The sequence below is a fragment of the Streptomyces sp. NPDC058045 genome (genome assembly GCF_042885635.1).
GTDB lineage: Bacteria > Actinomycetota > Actinomycetes > Streptomycetales > Streptomycetaceae > Streptomyces.
The window spans coordinates 142684-164135 of the sequence record NZ_JBHVRR010000006.1 but is presented as its reverse complement, the minus strand read 5'-3'; the positions used below and the strand labels follow the sequence as shown (position 1 = coordinate 164135).

Genomic DNA, 21452 nt, shown 5'->3' with positions numbered 1-21452 from the left:
ATGGTCAGGTCCGAGGGCGTGCACAAGTCGTTCGGCAGTGTGCAGGTCCTCAAGGGCATCGACCTGGAGGTGAAGACCGGCGAGGTGTTCTGCCTGATCGGCCCCTCCGGCTCCGGCAAGTCCACCTTCCTGCGCTGCATCAACCACCTGGAGAAGATCAACGCCGGCCGCCTCTACGTCGACGGCGAGCTGGTCGGCTACCGGCAGCAGGGCGACAAGCTGTACGAGCTGCGGGACCGCGAGGTGGCCCGGCAGCGCCGCGAGATCGGCATGGTCTTTCAGCGCTTCAACCTCTTCCCGCACATGACCGCGCTGGAGAACGTCATGGAGGCGCCGGTCCAGGTCAAGGGCGCCGGCAGGGCCGCGGCCCGGGAGCGGGCCGGGGCGCTGCTGGAGCGGGTGGGCCTCGCCGACAAGGCGCGGACCTACCCGTCCCAGCTCTCCGGCGGCCAGCAGCAGCGGGTGGCCATCGCCCGCGCCCTGGCCATGGATCCCAAGCTGATGCTCTTCGACGAGCCGACCTCCGCGCTCGACCCGGAGCTGGTCGGCGATGTGCTGGACGTGATGCGGGACCTGGCCGAGTCGGGCATGACGATGATCGTGGTCACCCATGAGATGGGCTTCGCCCGCGAGGTGGGCGACTCGCTGGTCTTCATGGACGCCGGGGTCGTCGTGGAGTCGGGCCTGCCGCGCGATGTGCTGACCGACCCCCAGCACGAGCGGACCCGGTCCTTCCTGTCGAAGGTGCTGTAACGGTCCTCTCGCACCGCGGGGGCGGTTCCGGCCGGTGGCCGGGGCCGCCCCTCCGCTCTGCCCGGCTACTTCAGGGCCAGTACCAGCGCGTCCGACGGTGAGCGCCACACCGCGCGGGCCTCGGCGAATCCGGCCTCCCGCAGGGTCCGGGTGTGCCAGTCGACCGGCGGGGTGTCGCCGTCGGCGTGCTCGCCGTAGATCTCGAACCGGCGGGCGGTGGGCTCGGCGAGTACCGGGTCCGCGGCGGCCAGCGCCCACCAGTCGGCCCAGTCCAGGGCGCCGGACGCCTTGGCGCGGTCCATCGCGGCGTGCCGGTGGGCGCGCTCGGCGGCGTTGATCCGGGGCGTGGTGGTGTCGGGCATGTGGTCGGCGTTCATGAGGACGCCGCCGTCCCGGACCAGGCCTGCGAGCTGCCGGTAGAGGGCGGTGAGCGGTTCGCTGTGCATCCAGTGCAGGGCGGTGGAGGTGAGCACCGCGTCGTAGCGGCCGTCCGGCAGCAGGCCGGTCCACTGCGGGTCCTTGAGGTCGGCGGTGACGAAGCGGACCCGCTCGTCGCCGGCGAAGGTGCCGCGGGCGATGGCGAGGAGCGCCGGGTCGAGGTCGACGCCGGTGCTGGTGGCGCCGGGGAAGCGGTCAAGCAGCCGGGCGGTGATGGTGCCGGTGCCGCAGGCCAGGTCGAGGACGCGCGGCTCGCGGCCCACGACGGCCTCCACCATGTCGAGCATCACCCGGAACCGCTCCTCGCGGTCCGGCATGTACCACTCCTGCTGCCGGTCCCAACTCGCCTGCCAGGCCTGCCAGTCGGAGCCCGCGGCCTGCCCGGCCCGATCGGTCGTGCCGGTCGTCTCGGTCATGAAAACCTCTTTCCCTGGTGTCGCGCCGCCACCCGCGCCTGAGTAATACCCTCGAAGCAAACGCAGCCGTTACTCGCTCCCTGCCGACGATAACCGCGCCACGTAAGGACTACAAGTGGAACTGGCCTCTTACTCGGACTATGCCGTACGCCTGGTGAACAGCGAGGAGCCGGACCGCGGCACCGACCGCCTCACCACCGTCGACGCGGTACGGGAGCTGTTCGGCGCCAACCACTCCGCCGCCCGCCGCGCCACCGACGCCGACGTCACCCGCTTCCGCTCGGTACGCGCCCGGCTCCGCGCCGTCTTCGAGGCCGCCGACGGCGACGACCCGCGGCTCGCGGTGGACCTGCTCAACTCCCTGCTGCTGGAGTTCCCCGTCAGCCCGCAGATCTCCGGGCACGACCACCTGGACGACGAGGGCCACCCCCGCTGGCACATGCACCTCGCCGACCACCCGTCCAACGCCACCGCCGGATACGCCGCGATCGCCGCGATGGGCCTCGCCTTCCATCTGACCTCGCACGGCGCCGACCGGCTCGGCCTCTGCCAGGCCGCCCCCTGCCGCAACGCCTATCTGGACACCTCCACCAACCGGTCCCGCCGCTACTGCTCGGACCGGTGCGCCACCCGCGCCAACGTCGCCGCCTACCGCGCCCGGAAACGGCTGGCGGCGGACCGGTCCGCCGGTACCGGCCGCAGCGCGGACAGCGCCCAGACCACCGAGGCCAGCGCCGCCCCCAGCCCCGGACGCTGAGCGCGCGCCGTCCGCCGCGGCCGGTACCGGGCCAGCGCCCGCCCCAGCACCAACTCCTCGGCCACCACGCCGTACTCGGTACTGTCCGCGCCCGCGCCGGGGTTGTCCGCCAGCACCCACCAGCCGCCGTCGCGGAGTTCGGCGGCGCGCTTCACGATCAGCAGGTTCTGCTGGAGCGGATGCCGCAGCACCACGATGTGCCCCGGCCGCACCCGCCCGCCGTAGCGGATCAGCAGCCGGTCGCCCTGGTAGAGCGTGGGCACCATCGACGGTCCCTCGACCTCGGCGATCCCGAACAGCGCCCGGGCCTCCCGCCCTTCGGCCATCTGCGGCATCAAAAACCCTCCATGTACGAACCCGGCGCCGACCCGCCCGGCCCTCGGCCGAAGCGTCCCGGGCCGCCGGCCACCCGGCCAGGTCTCGCCCGGACTTTTGTCCTAAGCCCTCGGGGGCACCCGCGAAAAGGCGTGCGCCACGGAGTAATCTCCCACCTGAGAAGACGATCACGAGGAAGGACAGCCAGATGCTCTCCCGCCTGTTTGCCCGCAAGGTGACGGTCAGCGCCCACTGCGACCTGCCCTGCGGCGTCTACGACCCCGCCCAGGCCCGCATCGAGGCGGAATCGGTGAAGGCCGTCCAGGAGAAGATGGCCGCCAACGACGACCCGCACTTCCAGGCTCGCGCCATTGTCATCAAGGAGCAGCGCGCCGAGCTGGCCAAGCACCATGTCTCGGTGCTGTGGAGCGACTACTTCAAGGCCCCGCACTTCGAGAAGTACCCGGAGCTGCACCAGCTGGTCAACGACACCCTCAAGGCCCTCTCGGCCGCCAAGGGCTCCACCGACCCGGCCACCGGCCAGAAGGCGCTGGACTACATCGCCCAGGTCGACAAGATTTTCTGGGAGACCAAGAAGGGCTGATCCCCTCTGCTCCCACCGACCGCGACCCACCCGGTCACCCGGTCCTCCCCGCACCCGTTCCCTCGCGCCGCCCCACCCGGCGGCATGTGGGGACGGGTGTGGTTCTCGTTCCGGGCCGCGGGTCAGCGGAGCAGGGCGCCGCGGAGGGTGAGGCCGTGGCGGGTGCGCAGGCGGCGCAGTTCCCAGAGGCTCACCGCGGTGACCGAGACCGGGCCGCCCAGGACCAGGGCGGCGCGTACGGCGAGGGACACATGGTCGTAGTCGTCCGAGAACAGGTCCACCAGGCCGACTTCCCAGGCCAGGATGATGACCAGGATCGGCGAGAGCACCTCGTGGACGTCGGCGGTGCGGAAGACGTACAGCAGGCTCATCGCGAAGCCGTAGAGCAGGAACGGGAGGACCCAGAGGCAGAGGAAGAGGAGCAGGGCGAGTACGGCGTAGGCGCGGGGGGAGGGTTCGGTGGGGGCCTTGCCGTCGACGAGGGGGCTGGCGGCGAGCAGCAGGACGCCGACGACCGTGCCGAACAGGGCCAGCAGGGAACCGAACGGTTTCAGTGCCCGCTTCAGATAGAGCCGCCGGTTGGGCGGGCGGGACGCCGCGATGAAGATGCCCACCACGACGGGGAAGGTCCCCGCCATCACGTTCATCGACAGCTCGAACTGGTCCGTGCGGTCGTTCACCAGCGCATCGGTGTCCGCCACGACCTGGTAGGTGAACATGATCCACACCACCGCGAACAGGCCGAGCACGGTGCGCAGGATCTGCATCTTCCGTACGGCGGGGTCCTGCACCAGGCCGGGCCGCGAGGGCTTGAACACCCGGCGGCCGACCCCGATCGGATTGAACAGGCCGAAGAACCGCCGGATCGGGGAGGGGCGCCGCGGCGGACCGGGCGGCGGCCAGCCCGGTTGGCCCGGCGGCCAGCCATGTTGCCCTGGTGGGAAGCCTGGTTGACCCGGTGGCCAGCCCGGTTGGCCGCCGCCCGGCTGCGGTCCTCCGTAAGGTCCCCACGGCCCCTGCCCCGCGCCGCCGCTCATCGGCGTCCCCCGTCCCCCGGTGCGGTCTTCCGCTGTCGCCCGTGAGGATACGCAGCGGGGGGCGCCGCCTGCATCGTCGTTGACGGAGCTTCACCTCTCCCGCCCAGGTACGGTCCGGCTGGCTACGGACGCGGGGTCAAGTCGCCCTGGGCGCACGGCTGTTGGGCGGACTCCCGGGGCTTCGGCGGTGTCCTCGGGGCGAGCAGGAAGGAGAGGGCCAGCAGGGCCGTGGCGGCTGCGGGGACGTGGGAGATGCCGAGGGTGCCGACCACCGTGCCGCCGAGGGCAACCGGCGGTCAGCGCGGCCGCGTGCCCGGCGAGCACCCGGCGCAGACCGCGCCACGGCCCCCAGACGTCCGCCGCCCGCCCCGCCACCGGCCTCCGCCACACACAGCAGTACGGTGCCGAGCAGTCCGAGGGAGGCGGCGCAGGTCCAGCGGCGGGTCAGCCGGCGCCGGTCCACGGCCCGCTCGATCAGGGCGGAGGCGAGCGGGGCGGTGCCGAGGGAGACCACGGTGCCCACGGCGACCCCGGCCTCGACAGTGAGGGCGTCGATTCCGGTGGCCGCCGCTCCGTCCGCGTAGAAGCGGCGGGCCGCGGCGGCCGGCAGCCGCTCCCGCGCGGGCCGCCGCCGGACAGGCCGGAGCGGTCCCGGGCGGGGGGGAGGTGCCCGGGACCGCTCCTCTTCGACCGGCGCGCCGCCGTCAGGCGGAGCGCCGGGTGACGAACTCCGCCAGGGCCAACAGGCCCTCCGCGGCGCCCGGTTCGGGGACGGCGCGGGAGAGGTCCTGTACGGCGCGCGACATCCGGTCCGCGGCCTGCGCCTGCGCCCAGTCCCGCCCGCCGGCCCGCTCCACCGCGGAGACCAGCGCCGGCAACTCGCCCTCGCCCGGTGGCCGCGCGTAGAGCACTGCCAGCTCCGCGCCGGCCGCCGTACCGGAGGTCAGCGCGGCCACCACCGGCAGCGACTTCTTCCGCGCGAGGAGATCCGCCCCGGCCGCCTTCCCGGTGCGGGCCGGGTCGCCCCAGATGCCGATGATGTCGTCGATCAACTGGAAGGCGAGCCCTGCCTCCCGGCCGAAGGCGTCCATCGCGGCCACCGCGCCGGGACCGGCCCCGGCGTAGCGCGCGCCGAGGGCGCAGGCGCAGCCCAGCAGGGCGCCGGTCTTCGCCTCGGCCATGGCCAGGCACTCGTCCAGTGTCACCTCGGCCGGAGCGCGCCGCTCCAGTGCGGTGTCCGCCTGCTGGCCCTCGCACAACTCGACCACGCAGTGCGCCAGTTGGGCCACGGCGGCCGGGCCCGCCGGATGCGGGTCGTCGGCCAGCAGCCGCTGCGCCAGGGCCTGGAGGGCGTCCCCGGCGAGGATCGCGTCCGCGTCACCGAACACCGTCCAGGCGGTGGGCCGGTGCCTGCGGGTGGTGTCGCGGTCCATGACGTCGTCGTGGAGCAGGGTGAAGTTGTGCGTCAACTCCACTGCCGCGGCGGCCCGTACGGCGGTCTCCGGGCGGCCGCCGAGGGCCTCCGTCGCGGCCAGCACCAGGGCCGGCCGCACCGCCTTACCGGCCCGCCCGGGCGGGGCGCCCGGCGGAGGTCCCGCCGGGCGGCGCGGTACCGGGACGGCGTCCTGGCCATCGCTCCAGCCGAAGTGGTGCCGGGCCACCCGCCGCATCGCCGCGGGCAGCGAGCCGATCGCCCGGCGCAGCTCCGGGTCGACCCGGGCACGGGCCGCCCCGAGCAGCACCTCCGCCTGCTCCGGGACCGCCCCGCCCGCACCGCCCTCCCCGACCGGCACGGCTCCCTGTATCGGACCCGGCGCGGTGTCGGGGGGCGGCGGGGCCGCGGTCCCGGTATGCGGGCCGCTCACTGCCAGCGCCCGATCTCGACGTTCTCCAGCACGCCCAGCGCGTCCGGCACCAGCACCGCGGCCGAGTAGTACGTCGTCACCAGGTACGAGATGATCGCCTGCTCGCTGATGCCCATGAAGCGCACCGACAGGCTCGGCTCGATCTCGTCCGGGATGCCGGCCTGCTGGAGCCCGACCACGCCCTGCTCCGCCTCACCGGTACGCATACAGATGATGGAGGTGGTGCGGGCGTCGCTGACCGGGATCTTGTTGCAGGGGAAGAGCGGCACACCGCGCCAGGTGGGGATGCGGTTGCCCGCGATGTCGACGCTCTCCGGGACCAGGCCCCGCCGGTTGCACTCCCGGCCGAAGGCGGCGATGGCCTTCGGGTGCGCCAGGAAGAGCTTGGAGCCGCGGCGCCGGCTGAGCAGCTCGTCCAGGTCGTCGGGGCCCGGCGCCCCGTCGTGCGGCTGGATCCGCTGGTCGTACTCGCAGTTGTGCAGCAGGCCGAACTCGCGGTTGTTGACCAGCTCGTGCTCCTGCCGCTCCTTGAGTGCCTCCACGGTGAGCCGCAACTGGTGCTCGGTCTGGTTCATCGGCTGGTTGTAGAGGTCGGCGACCCGGCTGTGCACCCGCAGCACGGTCTGCGCCACGCTCAGCTCGTACTCGCGCGGCGCCGCCTCGTAGTCGACGAAGGTGCCGGGCACCTCGGCCTCGCCGACATGGCCGGCGGAGAGGTCGATCTGCTTCTCGCCGTACTTGTTGGTGCGCTGCTGGGGCACGGTGCGCAACTGCCGCAGATGCGCGTCCAGGGACTCGGCCCGCTCCGCGATCTGCTCCAACTCCCGCCGGGGCAGCACCAGTACGGTGCAGGCGGTCGCGGCCCGCGCGGTGTACTCCCACATGGCCTCCGCGTCGAGCAGGGCCTGCTCGCCGAAGTAGGAGCCGTCGGCGAGGACCCCGAGGACCGCGTCGCCGCCGTAGGGCCCGGGGCCGACCTTCTCCACCCGGCCGTGCGCCAGCAGATAGGCCTCGTCTGCGCGGCTGCCGAACGACGCCAGCACCTGCCCCGGCTCGAACTCCCGCTGCTCGCACCGCTGGGCGAGGTCCTGGAGCACCTCCTGGTCCTCGTAGCCGCGCAGCACGGGCAGCTCGCCCAGCTCCGCGGGGATGACCTGGACACGGTCCCCGGTCTTCACGAAGGTGACCCGTCCGTCGCCCACCGAGTAGCTGAGGCGGCGGTTGACGCGGTAGGTGCCGCCCTGGACGTTGACCCAGGGCAGCATCCGCAGCAGCCAGCGGGAGCTGATCTCCTGCATCTGCGGTGCGGACTTGGTGGTGGTGGCCAGATTCCGTGCGGCCGAAGTGCCGAGACTCTGCTGGGGCTTCGGCTCTTCCGTACGGATCTCTTCGCCTACCGACATGTGATGTTCCCTCCCGATCATGCACTGACCTGCGGGGACCACCCTTCCACCGCGGAACGTCGCATCGCCATTACACAAATGAGGGGGAATGAACGGGGGGTTGGCGGGGCATCGCGGACGCGAGGCGTCCGGCAGCGGCGGGTTCCGGCCGCGGGCGCGGAATTCGGCCACCGAGGCGGCTTTCGCGTTTCGGCCGCCCCCTGCCCGGGCTACTCGTCAGTCCCGGGGAGGAACCCGGCACCGGGCCCGTCCGTTACACCTGGTACCGGCCGGTCACCGACCGCCACCTCCCGCACCTCACCATTGGAGAGACCGATGACAGGCTTCCTCGACCGCGCCAAGGAGCAGGCGCGGCAAGGCCTTGAGCAGGGCAAGCAGAAGCTGGACGACGTGCAGGCCCAGCGCGCCGGGAACGAACTGCTGAAGAAGCTGGGCGCCGCCTACTACGCGGAGCGCAGCGGCAGCGGCACCCCGGAGGCCACCGCCTCCGCGCTGAGCGCCCTGGAGAGCCACATCGCCGCCCACGGATCCGGCTTCCTCAACTCCTGACCGGCCCACCGCACCCACCACGCCCGCGGGCACAATGGCACGGGTGAGCCGCACCGACCCGCCCGTGCCCGCCGGGCTGCGCCCCCGCCTGCCCTCCCCGCTCCAGCCGGTCCGGGACGAGCGCTTCGAGCGGTACGGGGTGCGGCTGCTGCTGAAGCGGGACGACCTGATCCACCCGGATCTGGTGGGCAACAAGTGGCGCAAACTCGCCCCGAATCTGGCCCGCGCCGAGGGCCGTACGCTGCTCACCTTCGGCGGCGCCTACTCCAACCATCTGCGGGCCACCGCGGCCGCCGGGCGGCTGCTGGGGCTGCCCACGGTCGGTGTGGTGCGCGGCGAGGAGCTGGCCGGCCGGCCGCTCAACCCGTCGCTGGCACGCTGCGCCGCCGACGGTATGCGGCTGCACTTCGCGGCCCGCTCCGAGTACCGCCGCAAGCGGGAGCCCGCGGTGCTGGCCGCGCTGTGCCGGGCGGCCGGCGCCGAGGGCGCGTATGTGGTGCCGGAAGGCGGGAGCAACGCGGCGGCGGTGGCGGGCTGCCGCACGCTGGGCGAGGAGCTGTCCGGCCGGGCCGAGGTGGCCGCGGTGGCCTGCGGCACCGGCGGCACCCTGGCCGGTCTCGCCGCCGGTCTCGGCCCCGGCGCCCGCGCCCTCGGCATACCCGTGCTGCGCGGCGGCTTCCTGGACGGCGAGGTACGGGAGTTGCAGCGGGCGGCTTTCGGCGGGCCGCGCGGCAGTTGGAGCCTGGACCACCGCTTCCACGGCGGCGGCTACGGCCGTACCGGGCCCCAACTGGACGCTTTCGCCGAGGACTTCGAGGAGCGGCACGGTCTGCCGGTGGAGCGGCTCTACGTGGCCAAGCTGCTGGCCGGCCTGGTCGCACTGGCCGCGGAGGGCGCCTTCCCGCCGGGCACCAGACTGGCCGCGGTCGTCAGCGGCGCCCCGTTCCCCCCGCCCACCACCGGTGCGGGCGCCGCTCAGTCCGCCGCCTCGCGGTAGGCCGCCGCCTCCTCCAGGTCGAGCCGGCGGAGCAGGGTGCGCAGCATCTCGTCGTCGATGTACCGGCCGTCCCGCAGTCGTACGAAGACCTCGCGTTCGGCCCCGATCATGGCGCGGGCCAGTCGGCGGTAGGTGTCGTCGGCGGTCTCGCCGGTGGCCGGATTGACGGCGCCGAGCCGCTCCCAGACCGCGTTGCGGCGCCGTTCCAGTACGGTGCGCAGGCGTTCCGCGAGGGGTCCGGGCAGGGAGTTGCGCTCGTCGGCGAGCAGTTCCTCCAGGCGCTGTTCGGCGGCGCGTGAGGCCTGTGCCTGGGCCTGCGCCTCCTGGAGGGTCTCGCGGCGGACGTCGGGGGCGGGCAGCCGCAGCCACCGGATCAGCGAGGGCAGCGTGAGGCCCTGCACCACCAGGGTGCCGATGACGGTGCTGAAGGTGAGGAAGAGCACCAGGTTCCGCCCCGGGAAGGCGCCGCCGCCGTGCACGGTGAGCGGGATGGAGAAGGCGATGGCGAGGGACACCACACCGCGCATCCCGGCCCAGCCGATGATGACCGGCCCTCGCCACCCCGGGTCCGGTTCCCGCTCCCTGATCCGGGCGGACAGCCACCGCGGCAGGAAGGTCGCCGGGAACACCCAGACGAAGCGGGCGGCGACCACCGCCAGGAAGACGGCCACCGCGTACCAGGCCGCGGTGCTCCCGGCGTACGGGCCCAATCCGCGGAGTACTACGGGGAGTTGGAGGCCGATGAGGGCGAAGACGGCGGTCTCCAGGATGAAGGCGACCATCCGCCACACGGCGTCCTCCTGGAGCCGGGTGGCGAAGTCGACCTGCCAGGCGCGGTGCCCGAGGTAGAGGGCGACGACCACCACGGCCAGCACCCCGGAGGCGCCCAGCTCCTCGGCGACGCCGTACGCGACGAAGGGGATGAGCAGGGAGAGGGTGTTCTGCAGCAGCGCCTCGGTGAGGTGGGTGCGCAGCCAGTGCAGCGGCACCATCAGCACCAGCCCGACACCGATCCCCCCGAAGGCGGCGAGCAGGAACTCCCCGATACCGGCCCCCCAGCTCGCGCCCTCCCCGACGGCCGCGGCCAGCGCCACCTTGTACGCGGTGATCGCGGTGGCGTCGTTCACCAGGGACTCGCCCTGGAGGATGGTGGTGATCCGGGACGGCAGCCCGATCCGCCGCGCCACCGCCGTCGCCGCCACCGCGTCCGGCGGCGCCACCACCGCCCCCAGCACCAGCGCCGAGGTCAGCGGCAGATCCGGCACCAGCAGATACGCGGCCCAGCCCACGGCGAACGTCGCGAAGAGCACATAGCCGACGGAGAGCAGTGCCACCGGCCGCAGATGGGCGCGGAGTCCCAGATAGGAGCTGTCGGCCGCGGCGGTGTACAGCAGAGGCGGCAGCAGCAGCGGCAGCACCACCCCCGGGGCCAGCCGGTACTCCGGCACCCCCGGCAGATAGGAGACCAGCAGCCCCACCGTGACCAGCAGCAGCGGCGCCGGTACGGGGGTGCGGCGGGCCAGCCCGGCCACGGTCGTACTGCCCGCGACGAGCAGCAGCAGCGGCAACGCCTCCATACCAGCCCCCGTCTCCTCGCCGCCTCCGCCGCCGGGGGCGGCGAGCGGTGCCGCCGTCTGCCTGCGGGCCCGGCCCTTCGCAGGTCAGGCATCGTAACCTTGGCCTTCAGGCGTTGTCCGGGACCGCGGCGCCCGCCCGGGTGTTGGCGGTCGACCCACGCCAAGGAGGCGGCACATGAAGAAGTGCGCACATGTCCCGGCGCTGCCGGACCCCGAGCCGGCCCCGCTCGACCGGACCTGCCCGGAGTGCCGCGCGGCGGGCACCGAGCCGGTGCAGTTGCGGCTCTGCCTGAGCTGCGGCCATGTCGGCTGCTGCGACTCCTCTCCGCTGCGTCACGCCACGGCCCACTTCCGCGCGACGGGGCACCCGGTGATGCGTTCCTTCGAGCCCGGCGAGGACTGGCGCTGGTGCTTCGTGGACGACGTACTGGTCTGACTCCCGCGCGGGGCCCGGGTGTTCGACGGTTCACACCTTCCCCACCTGGGTACGTCACCCCGGCGGCGCGCTCTCCGACCGGGGCGCCCCGACCCCTGCCACGGTGCGTACCCGTGGGTTTACCATGTGTGACGGCGAGGGTCGGGGGCCGTGCGACACGGGACCCGGGAGCGCGATAGCGTCACCGCTGAACCACCTGTCGTGTTCCCCGGGGGACTCCCTCGGGCCGAGCGTGTACCACCTTGGAGGTGAGGGTGTCCGAGATCGCGGGCGAGCCCGGGACGCAGGACTTCGTGGAAGTCCGCCTGCCGGCTGCGGGTGCCTACCTGTCGGTGCTGCGGACGGCCACGGCCGGTCTCGCGGCGCGTTTGGACTTCACCCTCGACGAGATCGAGGACCTGCGCATCGCCGTGGACGAGGCCTGCGCCATCCTGCTCCAGCAGGCGGTGCCGGGCTCCGTACTGAGCTGCGTCTTCCGCCTCGGAACCCCGGACGCGGAGTCCCTTGAGGTGACGGTGTCGGCGCCGACCACCGACGGCCGCGCCCCGGAGCGGGACACCTTCGCCTGGACGGTGCTCTCGGCCCTCGCGGGCAAGGTCGAATCCACGGTCGACGACGACAACACCGTCGCCATCAGCCTCTACAAGCAGCGCGGCGCGGGACCCGGGCCGGCGTGACGAACGGGGACGGGCCGGTGCCGGAGGACGGGCAGGGCGACGGCGGCACCCGGCGGGCACCCTCGGCGGACGGCACCGGGCCGCGGCGTACGGCGAGCGGCATCCCGGAGCAGCAGGCCCGGCCGCACCCCGAGGAGGGCGCGCCGGACGCCGCCGCGGAGCCGGCGGGCACCGATCGGCGATCCGCCGCGTCCCCGCGGACGGAGGCGGTCGAGTCGGACGAGGGCGAGGCACCGGTCGGCCGGGACAGCGGTCCCGGGGCACCTCCCGGCGGGAGTCGGGGGAGGGCGGAACAGATGAGCGAGCACGGGCGAGACGTCAGTCAGGACGCCGAGGAGACGGCGCACGGCACCGCGGGCACCACCGGTCCCGCCGGTGTCGCCGGTGTCGCGGCCGGCTCCGGCGAGCCGCGGCAGGAGGCCGGGCACGAGCCGGCCGGCACCGGTCGTCCGGCGCCGCACGACCCCCACGACCGCAGCGGCGCCCGCGCCCTCTTCGTGGAGTTGCGCACCCTGCCGGCCGGTTCCCCGGAGTACGCCGAGCTGCGCAACCGGCTGGTGCGGATGCATCTGCCGCTGGTGGAGCATCTGGCCCGGCGCTTCCGCAACCGCGGCGAGCCGCTGGACGACCTGACCCAGGTCGCCACCATCGGCCTGATCAAGTCGGTGGACCGCTTCGACCCGGAGCGCGGCGTGGAGTTCTCCACCTATGCCACGCCCACCGTCGTCGGCGAGATCAAGCGGCACTTCAGGGACAAGGGCTGGGCGGTACGGGTGCCGCGGCGGTTGCAGGAGCTGCGGCTCTCGCTGACCACGGCGACGGCGGAGCTGTCCCAGTTGCACGGCCGCTCCCCCACGGTGCACGAGCTGGCCGAGAAGCTGGGCATCTCCGAGGAGGAGGTGCTGGAGGGCCTGGAGTCGGCCAACGCCTACTCGACGCTCTCCCTCGACGTACCGGACACCGACGACGAGTCCCCGGCGGTGGCGGACACCCTCGGCGCCGAGGACGAGGCGCTGGAGGGCGTCGAGTACCGCGAGTCGCTGAAGCCGCTGCTGGAGGATCTGCCGCCGCGGGAGAAGCGGATCCTGCTGCTGCGTTTCTTCGGCAATATGACGCAGTCGCAGATCGCGCAGGAAGTCGGTATCTCGCAGATGCATGTCTCCCGGCTGCTGGCCCGCACTCTCGCCCAGCTCCGGGAGAAGCTCCTCGTCGAGGAATAGCCGCTTCCCTTAAGGGGAGTTGGCCGGGGAATTGTGGAAATACGGTGAGGGGATCTCCAGCCCCTCACCGTAAAGCCGGGCACCGTCAGGTCTGGGGGGTGTCGTGTGGATCTCCGTCGTCTGGATCTCCGGGGCGGCGGATGCCCAGGGCGGCGGTGGTGGCGGAACTCACCAGCAGCACCAGGGCCGTCACCGCGACCACCGCCAGCACGATCCCGCCGGGGATCAACATGCTGTCGGCCTGAAGCAGCGTCCACGCCACCGGCAGCGCCATGATCTGGGTGATGACCGCCGGGCCGCGGGCCCAACTGCGGCGCCCCAGCAGCCCGCGGGCGGCGAGCAGCGGCAGCGCGGCCAGCACCATCAGCGTGATCCCGCCGGTCACCGCCTGCTGCCGGTTGTCGGGCGCCCCGGTGAACGCCTCGACCAGGATGAACACGCCGCCGACCAGCAGCGCCAGCCCCTCCAGGGCGGTCAGCGCGGCGGCGCCGGTCAGCCGGCCGGGACGCGCCGTATCGGGTGCGGATGGCTGCGCGGACTGCTCGGAACTCACCCCAGCAGGGTAGCCCCCGGCCGTCTCCGCGAAGCCCCGCGGCCCCGGCCGGACGGAGCCGCGGGGCCACCGGGGCGGGGAGCAGGGCCATGTCATCCGGTGGGTACCCTGCACCTCATGCGTGCTCTCCTCGTGGTCAACCCAGCAGCCACCACCACCAGCGCCCGCACCCGCGACGTCCTCACTCACGCTCTGGCCAGCGAGATGAAACTGGACGCGGTGAGCACCGGGTACCGCGGCCATGCCAGAGACCTCGGGCGGCAGGCCGCGGAGCGCGAGGACATCGACCTGGTGGTGGCGCTCGGCGGGGACGGCACGGTCAACGAGGTCGTCAACGGCCTGCTGCACCACGGTCCCGACCCGGAGCGGCTGCCCCGGCTCGCGGTGGTGCCCGGCGGTTCCACCAATGTCTTCGCCCGCGCCCTCGGCCTGCCGAACGACGCGGTGGAGGCGACCGGCGCCCTGCTGGACGCGCTGCGGCAGAACACCGAGCGGACGGTGGGCCTGGGCCGGGCGTTCGGCACCCCGGGCACCGAGGACGAGGCGGCACCCGGCCGCTGGTTCACGTTCTGCGCGGGGCTCGGATTCGACGCCGGAGTGGTCGGACGAGTCGAACAGCAGCGGGAGTTGGGGAAGCGGTCCACGCATCCGCTGTATGTGCGGCAGGTGCTGCGCCAGTTCCTCGGGGAGGCGAACCGCCGGCACGGCACCATTACCCTGGAGCAGCCCGGCCAGGACCCGATCGAGGAGCTGGTGCTGTCCATAGTCTGCAACACCGCACCCTGGAGCTACCTGGGCAATCGCCCGCTCTACGCCTCCCCGAAGGCCTCCTTCGACACCGGGCTCGACGTGCTCGGGGTGCGCCGGCTCTCCACCCCGGCGGTGGCCCGGATCGGCACTCAACTGCTCCGTTCCACACCGGAACGGGGGCCGCACGGCAGGCACGCGGTCTCGCTGCACGACCTCACCGACTTCACCTTGCATTCCAAGGTGCCGCTGCCCCTTCAGATGGACGGTGACCACCTGGGGCTGCGTAGAAGCGTGACGTTCACAGGCGTACGCCGTGCACTGCGTGTGATTGTGTGAGTAGAAGGAGCAAAACTCCTTTCACTCGAACGTTTAGGCCACGGTCCACCCCATGGAATTACGGCTGTGACCTAGTCGACACCGAGGAATCCAAAAAAACTTTTCTCAAGGGGTTGTATCCGCCGCCGAGGTTTGGGAATCTCTAGGTGGCGCTCAGGACGGCCCGCAGCATCGGCCCCAGAGTTCCGGAATCCCACCTCACTGCAAGGACCAACGCCGGCTCGTCCGGTTGCTGGGCCTTCCCTTGTCGGGGGATTCGTGAAAGCGTTCACATTCACAAGCAACTCGCACCACTTGCACTACACACCGAGAGAGGTAGCAGCCATGGACTGGCGTCACAACGCCGTTTGCCGCGAGGAAGACCCCGAGCTCTTCTTCCCCATCGGCAACACCGGTCCTGCGCTGCTGCAGATCGAGGAAGCCAAGGCCGTCTGCCGTCGCTGCCCCGTCGTGGATCAGTGCCTGCAGTGGGCGCTTGAGTCCGGTCAGGACTCCGGCGTCTGGGGTGGCCTCAGCGAGGACGAGCGCCGCGCGATGAAGCGCCGCGCTGCTCGCAACCGGGCCCGTCAGGCCAGCGCCTGACACCCCAACCCCGAACGAGCCTGGGCAAGGCGGCGCGTGTGCCCGACGGCAAGAACCGTTGACGACACCTACGCATCTTCCGCCCCCGAGTCGCAGCGCGCAGTATCCGCCCAGATGAGCCGGAGCCCCGGACCGACGAAGGTCCGGGGCTCCGTGCCGTTCCCCTCCAACTCACCGGCCCGCCGGGCCACTTCGCGCTATGCCTCCGCGCGGATCTGCTTCTCGGCCCGCACCGGGATGTCCAGCATCACCCGGGTACCGCGCTCCGGCGCCGGCGCCATGTCGAAGCTGCCGCCCAACTCGCCCTCCACCAGGGTCCGTACGATCTGGAGCCCCAGATTGCCGGAGCGGTGCGGGTCGAAGTCCTCGGGCAGGCCCACCCCGTCGTCCTGCACCGTGACCAGCAGGCGGGCCTGTCTGCTGGTGCCGCCGCGGACCGCGGACACCTCCACGGCGCCCCGCTCCCCCGGTCGGAAGCCGTGCTCCAGGGCGTTCTGCAAAACTTCGGTGAGGACCATGGCGAGCGGGGTGGCGACCTCCGCGTCGAGAATGCCGAAGCGGCCGGTGCGGCGGCCGGTGACCTTTCCGGGTGCGATCTCCGCCACCATGGCCAGCACCCGGTCCGCGATCTCGTCGAACTCCACCCGCTCGTCCAGCGTCTGGGAGAGCGTCTCGTGCACGATGGCGATGGAACCGACCCGGCGCACCGCCTCCTCCAGCGCCTCCCGCCCCTGCTCCGAACCGATCCGCCGGGCCTGGAGCCGCAGCAGGGCGGCCACCGTCTGGAGGTTGTTCTTCACCCGGTGGTGGATCTCCCGGATGGTGGCGTCCTTGGTGATCAACTCGCGTTCGCGGCGGCGGAGTTCGGTGACATCGCGGAGCAGTACCAGGGAACCGATGCGCGGGCCCTTGGGTTTGAGGGGGATGGCGCGGACCTGGATCACCCCGTCCTCGCCGCCCTCGATCTCGAACTCGCGCGGCGCCCAGCCGCTGGCCAGCTTGGTCAGCGCCTCGTCCACCGGGCCGCGGGACGGGGCGAGTTCCGCGGTGAGGGTGCCCAGATGGTGCCCCACCAGATCCACCGCGAGCCCCAACCGGTGGTACGCGGACAGCGCGTTGGGCGAGGCGTACTGGACGATGCCGTCGGCGTCCACCCTGATCAGGCCGTCGCCGGCGCGCGGTGAGACGTCCATGTCGGACTGCTGCTCCGGGAACGGGAAGGTGCCCTGGGCGATCATCTGCGCCAGGTCGGACGCGCTCTGGAGATAGGTGAGTTCGAGGCGGGACGGGGTGCGCACGGTCAGCAGGTTGGTGTTGCGGGCGATGACCCCGAGGACGCGGCTCTCGCGGCGCACCGGGATGGACTCGACCCGGACCGGTACCTCCTCGCGCCACTCCGGATCGCCCTCGCGCACGATGCGGCCCTCGTCCAGCGCGGCGTCCAGCATGGGGCGCCGGCCGCGCGGCACCAGGTGCCCCACCATGTCGTCCTGGTAGGAGGTGGGCCCGGTGTTGGGCCGCATCTGCGCCACCGAGACATAGCGGGTGCCGTCCCGGGTGGGCACCCACAGGACGAGGTCGGCGAAGGACAGGTCGGAGAGCAGTTGCCACTCCGAGACCAGCAGATGGAGCCAGTCGAGGTCGGCGTCACCGAGAGCGGTGTGCTGGCGTACGAGATCGTTCATCGAGGGCACGCCGCCGAGGTTAACCCGTCCGGTACGGAGCCCGTCCGGGTCCCCGAGTCGACCGGCCGCGCCCCGGAGGCGAACCGAGCCTTGAGAAACGCGCGTCCAACCCGCGGGCCGCGGCGCCTGGGAGGGACCCTCGACCCTCCCGGCACCGCAGCCCGGAGCAATCCGGCCGGTGGGTGTGCGGTCCCGGTCCGGCCGTAGGAGGGGAGCGGCGCGGTCAGGGCAGAGAGCGCCGGTCCCCGGGTCCGTCCTTCTGTGCGGGAAGGACGGAGGCTCGATCCCCGCCATTGTGGACTAGACCACTCTGTCCTGTCCATGGCTTTCATGGCCGCGACGGGGTGCGGTGTGCTCGGCGCCACCCTGCCACGGGGTGCGGCGGAGGGGACAGCCCCGGGACGCGGTGTGGGTCAGCTCACCCAGTGGTACGGGCGGGAGAGGTGGGCCGGGAGCACGGTGGCTGTGTCCCCGCGGGCCGCGTTCAGCTGGGCCTGGGTGAGAAAGAGGGCGCCGGTGAGGTCGGCGCCGGCCAGCAGGGTGCCGCGCAGGTCGGCGCCGATCAGGTCGGCCGAGGTGAGGTCGGCGCGGGTGAGGTCGGCGGCGATCAGCAGGGCGCCGCGGAGGGACGCCCCGCGCAGCCGGGCCCCGCGCAACCGGGCCCCGGCGAGGTCGGCTCCGTGGTGGTCGCGGCGCCCCGGGATGCCGGCCCGTGCCCGTTCGCTGGACCGCAGCAGCAGGTCGTTCACCTCGGCGCGGTGGGCGGGCACATCGACCGCGGCCAGTTGTGCCGGGTCGCCCAGGGTGAGCTGCTCGGTGGCGGCCAGTGCGGTGCGCAGCTCGCCGTGCAGGGGTTCGGTGCGGGGCAGGCGGAGCGCTTCGGCGAGGTACCAGAGGAGTTCGTGCAGCGGCCGCAGTACGGAGAAGGCCTCGGCCATGGCGGCGAGGTCGCCGGGGGCGGTGTGCGGGGCGCGGCCGCCGAAGGTGGCCTGGGAGACCTTCTGGCCGGCGCCGAAGCAGTCGAAGACGGTGCAGCCGGTGTAGCCGCGGTCGCGCAGTTCGCTGTGGATGCCGCAGCGGAAGTCCTGGCGGAGGTGGCGGCAGGCGCGTCCGGCGGGCTTGTCCTCGGGGAAGTCGGCGGAGCGGGAGAAGGGCAGCACCGTGCAGCAGAGGCCGAAGCACCGGGTGCAGTCGGCGTGCAGCCCGAGCCGGTCGGCCTCCGCGCCGGGACCGGCACCGGAGCCCGCGCCTGTGCCCGTATCTGCGCCCGCGTCCGCGGTGGCCGTCGGGCGGGGGCGGGTGGGGCGCCGCCGGGTGCGCGGATGCTGCGGCACTCGTCTGCCTCCTGGTTGTCCACGGGTACGCCGGGGCGGGCTGCGGTACCCGCCGGGCCGCCCAAGTGTCGCAGAGTGGGAGGGGAGGCGGGGCCGTGGGTCGGGGTGCCTCGGCGGGGGCACTCGACCTTGGCCTCCGGCGTCTGATGGGCGCCGGGCGGGCCGGGTACGCCGGGGTCCGTTCTGCTAGATTGGGGCTAGGATTGGTCTAGTCCACTATATGAGTTGAGCCCTCTTCAAGATCGGCAGGACCAGCGTGGAAGTTGTCATCGTCCCGGACGCCAGGGCAGGCGGCGAGCTGATCGCCGAGGCCATGGCGCAGTTGCTGCGGCGCAAGCCCGACGCCCTGCTGGGCGTGGCCACCGGCTCGACCCCGCTGCCCGTCTACCAGGCACTGGCGGCCAAGGTCGCCGCGGGCACCGTCGACACCGCACGGACCCGGGTCGCCCAGCTCGACGAGTATGTGGGGCTGCCCGCCGACCACCCCGAGTCGTACCGCTCGGTGCTGGCGCGGGAGGTGCTGGCGCCGCTGGGCATCGCCAAGGCGGCCTTCCTCGGGCCTGATGGCAGCGCCGAGGACGTGCGGGCCGCCTGCACCGGTTACGACGCGGCGCTGGCCGCGGCCGGCGGGGTCGACCTCCAACTGCTGGGGATCGGCACCGACGGGCACATCGGCTTCAACGAGCCCTGCTCCTCGCTGGCCTCCCGCACCCGGATCAAGACGCTCACCGAGCAGACCCGGGAGGACAACGCGCGCTTCTTCGGCGGGGACGTCGACCAGGTGCCGTACCACGTCATCACCCAGGGCATCGGCACCATCCTGGAGGCCCGCCATCTGGTGCTGCTCGCCACCGGCGAGGGCAAGGCGGACGCGGTGGCGGCCACCGTGGAGGGGCCGCTGGCCGCGGTCTGCCCGGCCTCCGCGCTCCAACTGCACCCGCACGCAACGGTGGTGGTGGACGAGCCGGCCGCCGCCAAGCTGAAGCTGGCCGGCTACTTCCGCCACGCCTACGCCCACAAGCCGGACTGGCAGGGGCTGTAGGGGGTGTCCCCCGTCATGCCCCGGCGATGATCTCCGCCGCGGCGCGGCCGCAGACCCGGGCCGCGCCGTGGGTGGCGATATGCAGGGCGCCCCGCGGCGGGGTCTGCGGTACGCCCATCTCCACCACCACGGTGTCCGGCCGGGCGGCGAGGATGGTGTCCAGGGTGCGCGCCATCCACGGGTGCCGGTGCTCGTCGCGGACCACGGCCACGATCCGCCGGGGGCCGGCCGCGGCCAGCACCTCGGCGCCCGCCTCCCGGCCGGACCAGCCGCCGGTCTCGGTGCCGGGCAGCAGCCGCTCCAGTTCGGCGGCGACCCCCCAGGGCGTCTCCTCGCCGACCGCGATGTTCGCCATCGGGGTGAGCGCGGCGACGTACGGGGGTGCGACCAGCGGGATCAGGGGCGCTGAGCCGGGGGCCGCGGTGGTGGTGACGGCGCGGCGGGCGGCGGAGAGGCCGATGCCGTCCCGCGGGGCGGGGCCGGGTCGTCCGGAGGCGCGGGCGGCCGCGGTCCAGGCGGCCAACTCCCGTACCCGGCGGGCCGCGTCCGCCAGTCGGGCCGCGGGGAGTTCCCCGGAGCGCACCGCGGTGACCAGGGCGTCCCGCAGCCGGAGCACCGTGCCCTCGTCGCAGAGTCCGCCGCCGACGCAGATGGCGTCGGCGCCGGCCGCGATCGCCATGACGCTGCCGCGTGCGATGCCGTAGGTGGCGGAGATCGCGGCCATCTCCATGCCGTCGGTGACGATCAGGCCCTGGTAGCCGAGTTCCTCGCGGAGCAGTCCGGTGAGGACGCGGCGGGAGAGGGTGGCCGGGTGCTCCGGGTCGAGTGCCGGTACCAGGATGTGGGCGCTCATCACCGCGAGGCTGCCGGCCGCGAACGCGGCCCGGAACGGCGCCAGTTCACGGGTGTCCAGGGTGTCCGCGTCCACGTCGATCCGGGGCAGGGCGTGGTGCGAGTCGACTGAGGTGTCGCCGTGGCCGGGGAAGTGCTTGGTGCAGGCGGCGACTCCGGCCTCCTGGAGCCCTTCGACGTAGGCGGCGGTGTGCCGGGCGACCAGGGCGGTGTCGGCGCCGAAGGAGCGCACTCCGATCACCGGGTTGCCGGGGTCGGAGTTGACGTCGGCGGACGGCGCCCAGTTGAGGTCGACTCCGCAGGCGGCGAGGCGGCGCCCGAGTTCGGTGGCGAGGTCGCGGGTGAGGTCGGTGTCGTCCACGGCGCCCAGTGCGTGGTTGCCGGGGAAGGAGGAGCCGGTGCGGACTTCGAGCCGGGTGACGTCACCGCTCTCCTCGTCGATGGCGACCAGCATGTCCTCGCGGACCGCGCGCAGTTGGGCGGTGAGTGCGGCGACCTGGCCGGGGTCGGTGACATTGCGGCCGAAGAGGCCGACGGAGCCGAGGCCCTCGTCGATCCGGCGCAGCAGCCAGTCCGGGGCGCGGGTGCCGTCGAAGCCGGGTTGGAGCACGGCGAGCGCGTCCCGGGTGAGGGTGTCGGTGCGGGGGGCGAGCGTCGTCATGGGGGCGTTGTCCCTTCACCGCGCCGGCGGTCGTACCGCCGACGGCACGGCGTTGGCGGAAGAGGAAGACGATGGGTACGGGCAGGGCGAAGAGGGTGGACGCGGCCATGGTCGCACCCCAGTCGCCGCCGAACGCGGTCTGGAACCGCGTCAGCCAGAGGGTGAGCGGCTGCGCGTCCGGGTGCTTGTTCGGCATCAGGATCATGGCGAACTCGTTCCAGGCGGTGATGAATCCGAAGAGCGAGGTCGACATCAGCGGACGCCGTTCCACTGCTGGGTCTCGACCTGGCCTCGACGCCCTGGTGGGCCTCGAACTCCTTGTTGACGCCCGCGAGGCCGATCACCATGGCCGCGGCCCCCACGCCGCGATGAGCTTGCGTTTCACGCCACCCTCCTCGGGAAACCTCGGGAAAGTCCCCCTGCCCACCGCGAAGCCACAGGGCGCCGGACGTCCGCCCGTACCCGTGGACCGGGACTGATCGCCAAGTGGTTTAGACCATCACCGGGAGCTTGGCCTATACCTTTAAGGGTGTCAAGGGTTCGGTCAGCAGGGCGGCCACGTCCGTTACCGGACCGACATCCGGGGGAGAGCGCCCCCGGAGGGCCCGCCCGT

The 21452-nt window shown here is 72.9% G+C and carries 22 protein-coding genes and 1 pseudogene; 11 read left to right on the top strand and 12 right to left on the bottom strand.

The genetic code is table 11. From position 1 onward, the window contains the following. A complete protein-coding gene (locus tag ACFVST_RS06420) occupies nt 1-753 on the top strand; it encodes an amino acid ABC transporter ATP-binding protein (RefSeq protein WP_390147467.1) in 753 nt (250 codons plus the stop codon). 65 nt (nt 754-818) lie between these two features. Here the strand turns inward: ACFVST_RS06420 and ACFVST_RS06415 are convergent, their stop codons facing one another. Then, nucleotides 819-1607 (bottom strand): class I SAM-dependent methyltransferase, encoded by a 789-nt coding sequence (locus tag ACFVST_RS06415; protein WP_390147427.1) that lies wholly within the window; start codon nt 1605-1607, stop codon nt 819-821. Nucleotides 1608-1722: 115 nt separating this feature from the next. Here ACFVST_RS06415 and ACFVST_RS06410 point away from each other — a divergent pair, with 115 nt between their 5' ends. Then, nucleotides 1723-2364: a CGNR zinc finger domain-containing protein gene (locus tag ACFVST_RS06410; RefSeq protein WP_390147425.1), complete on the top strand. Its 642-nt coding sequence runs from the start codon at nt 1723-1725 to the stop codon at nt 2362-2364. On the opposite strand, the gene sodX is transcribed toward ACFVST_RS06410, so the two are convergent. After that, nucleotides 2256-2699, bottom strand: a complete 444-nt coding sequence (gene sodX, locus ACFVST_RS06405) for a nickel-type superoxide dismutase maturation protease (protein ID WP_390147424.1) — start codon at nt 2697-2699, stop codon at nt 2256-2258. The two genes, ACFVST_RS06410 and sodX, sit on opposite strands and share 109 nt — an antisense overlap. A gap of 188 nt (nt 2700-2887) precedes the next feature. Between sodX and sodN the strand changes: the two genes are divergently transcribed. Continuing rightward, entirely contained in the window at nt 2888-3283 is a 396-nt protein-coding gene (sodN, locus tag ACFVST_RS06400; RefSeq protein WP_390147422.1) for a superoxide dismutase, Ni, read from the top strand. Between the two features lie 122 nt (nt 3284-3405). Here sodN and ACFVST_RS06395 read toward each other — a convergent pair whose 3' ends face one another. From ACFVST_RS06395 to ACFVST_RS06380, 4 genes are all read right to left on the bottom strand, one after another. After that, the gene (locus ACFVST_RS06395) at nt 3406-4101 is read right to left on the bottom strand and encodes a hypothetical protein (protein WP_390147420.1); all 696 of its coding nucleotides are present in this window, start codon (nt 4099-4101) and stop codon (nt 3406-3408) included. A gap of 341 nt (nt 4102-4442) precedes the next feature. Further along, nucleotides 4443-4592 carry a hypothetical protein gene (locus ACFVST_RS06390; protein WP_390147419.1) on the bottom strand — a complete coding sequence of 50 codons (150 nt, stop codon included), beginning with the start codon at nt 4590-4592 and terminating at the stop codon, nt 4443-4445. Nucleotides 4593-5024: 432 nt separating this feature from the next. Next, complete coding sequence (locus tag ACFVST_RS06385) at nt 5025-6125, bottom strand: family 2 encapsulin nanocompartment cargo protein polyprenyl transferase (protein WP_390147465.1); 1101 nt, start codon at nt 6123-6125, stop codon at nt 5025-5027. A 56-nt stretch (nt 6126-6181) separates the two neighbouring features. Then, on the bottom strand, nt 6182-7588 hold the full coding sequence (locus tag ACFVST_RS06380) for a family 2B encapsulin nanocompartment shell protein (RefSeq protein WP_390147417.1): 1407 nt from the start codon (nt 7586-7588) through the stop codon (nt 6182-6184). Between the two features lie 315 nt (nt 7589-7903). On the opposite strand from ACFVST_RS06380, the gene ACFVST_RS06375 reads away from it, so the two are divergent. Both ACFVST_RS06375 and ACFVST_RS06370 read left to right on the top strand, forming a co-directional pair. Next, the gene (locus ACFVST_RS06375; protein WP_390147416.1) at nt 7904-8137 is read left to right on the top strand and encodes a hypothetical protein; all 234 of its coding nucleotides are present in this window, start codon (nt 7904-7906) and stop codon (nt 8135-8137) included. A 34-nt stretch (nt 8138-8171) separates the two neighbouring features. Continuing rightward, nucleotides 8172-9134 carry a 1-aminocyclopropane-1-carboxylate deaminase/D-cysteine desulfhydrase gene (locus ACFVST_RS06370; RefSeq protein ID WP_390147414.1) on the top strand — a complete coding sequence of 321 codons (963 nt, stop codon included), beginning with the start codon at nt 8172-8174 and terminating at the stop codon, nt 9132-9134. Here ACFVST_RS06370 and ACFVST_RS06365 read toward each other — a convergent pair. Beyond that, on the bottom strand, nt 9113-10711 hold the full coding sequence (locus ACFVST_RS06365; RefSeq protein ID WP_390147413.1) for a Na+/H+ antiporter: 1599 nt from the start codon (nt 10709-10711) through the stop codon (nt 9113-9115). The genes ACFVST_RS06370 and ACFVST_RS06365 overlap by 22 nt on opposite strands. A gap of 175 nt (nt 10712-10886) precedes the next feature. Between ACFVST_RS06365 and ACFVST_RS06360 the strand changes: the two genes are divergently transcribed. From ACFVST_RS06360 to ACFVST_RS06350, 3 genes are all read left to right on the top strand, one after another. After that, on the top strand, nt 10887-11147 hold the full coding sequence (locus ACFVST_RS06360; RefSeq protein ID WP_390147411.1) for a UBP-type zinc finger domain-containing protein: 261 nt from the start codon (nt 10887-10889) through the stop codon (nt 11145-11147). A 254-nt stretch (nt 11148-11401) separates the two neighbouring features. Next, nucleotides 11402-11824, top strand: a complete 423-nt coding sequence (locus ACFVST_RS06355; protein WP_390147463.1) for an anti-sigma regulatory factor — start codon at nt 11402-11404, stop codon at nt 11822-11824. Continuing rightward, the gene (locus tag ACFVST_RS06350; RefSeq protein ID WP_390147409.1) at nt 11821-13044 is read left to right on the top strand and encodes a SigB/SigF/SigG family RNA polymerase sigma factor; all 1224 of its coding nucleotides are present in this window, start codon (nt 11821-11823) and stop codon (nt 13042-13044) included. The genes ACFVST_RS06355 and ACFVST_RS06350 overlap by 4 nt, the downstream gene beginning before the upstream one ends. Nucleotides 13045-13129: 85 nt before the next feature. Here ACFVST_RS06350 and ACFVST_RS06345 read toward each other — a convergent pair whose 3' ends face one another. Then, nucleotides 13130-13597, bottom strand: a complete 468-nt coding sequence (locus tag ACFVST_RS06345; RefSeq protein WP_390147407.1) for a hypothetical protein — start codon at nt 13595-13597, stop codon at nt 13130-13132. A gap of 117 nt (nt 13598-13714) precedes the next feature. On the opposite strand from ACFVST_RS06345, the gene ACFVST_RS06340 reads away from it, so the two are divergent. Both ACFVST_RS06340 and ACFVST_RS06335 read left to right on the top strand, forming a co-directional pair. Further along, on the top strand, nt 13715-14683 hold the full coding sequence (locus tag ACFVST_RS06340) for a diacylglycerol/lipid kinase family protein (protein ID WP_390147405.1): 969 nt from the start codon (nt 13715-13717) through the stop codon (nt 14681-14683). Nucleotides 14684-15007: 324 nt separating this feature from the next. Then, entirely contained in the window at nt 15008-15265 is a 258-nt protein-coding gene (locus ACFVST_RS06335) for a WhiB family transcriptional regulator (protein ID WP_390147403.1), read from the top strand. A 197-nt stretch (nt 15266-15462) separates the two neighbouring features. On the opposite strand, the gene ACFVST_RS06330 is transcribed toward ACFVST_RS06335, so the two are convergent. Together ACFVST_RS06330 and ACFVST_RS06325 are read right to left on the bottom strand one after the other, a co-directional pair. Then, on the bottom strand, nt 15463-16950 hold the full coding sequence (locus ACFVST_RS06330) for a sensor histidine kinase (protein WP_390147461.1): 1488 nt from the start codon (nt 16948-16950) through the stop codon (nt 15463-15465). A gap of 413 nt (nt 16951-17363) precedes the next feature. Then, nucleotides 17364-18284 (bottom strand): pentapeptide repeat-containing protein, encoded by a 921-nt coding sequence (locus ACFVST_RS06325; protein WP_390147401.1) that lies wholly within the window; start codon nt 18282-18284, stop codon nt 17364-17366. Nucleotides 18285-18540: 256 nt separating this feature from the next. On the opposite strand from ACFVST_RS06325, the gene nagB reads away from it, so the two are divergent. After that, entirely contained in the window at nt 18541-19326 is a 786-nt protein-coding gene (gene nagB, locus ACFVST_RS06320; protein ID WP_390147399.1) for a glucosamine-6-phosphate deaminase, read from the top strand. Between the two features lie 13 nt (nt 19327-19339). Here the strand turns inward: nagB and ACFVST_RS06315 are convergent, their stop codons facing one another. Continuing rightward, complete coding sequence (locus tag ACFVST_RS06315; protein WP_390147397.1) at nt 19340-20839, bottom strand: glycoside hydrolase family 3 protein; 1500 nt, start codon at nt 20837-20839, stop codon at nt 19340-19342. A gap of 10 nt (nt 20840-20849) precedes the next feature. Next, nucleotides 20850-21095 (bottom strand): annotated as a pseudogene (locus tag ACFVST_RS06310) (carbohydrate ABC transporter permease); the annotation flags it as partial. Nucleotides 21096-21452: the final 357 nt, after the last annotated feature.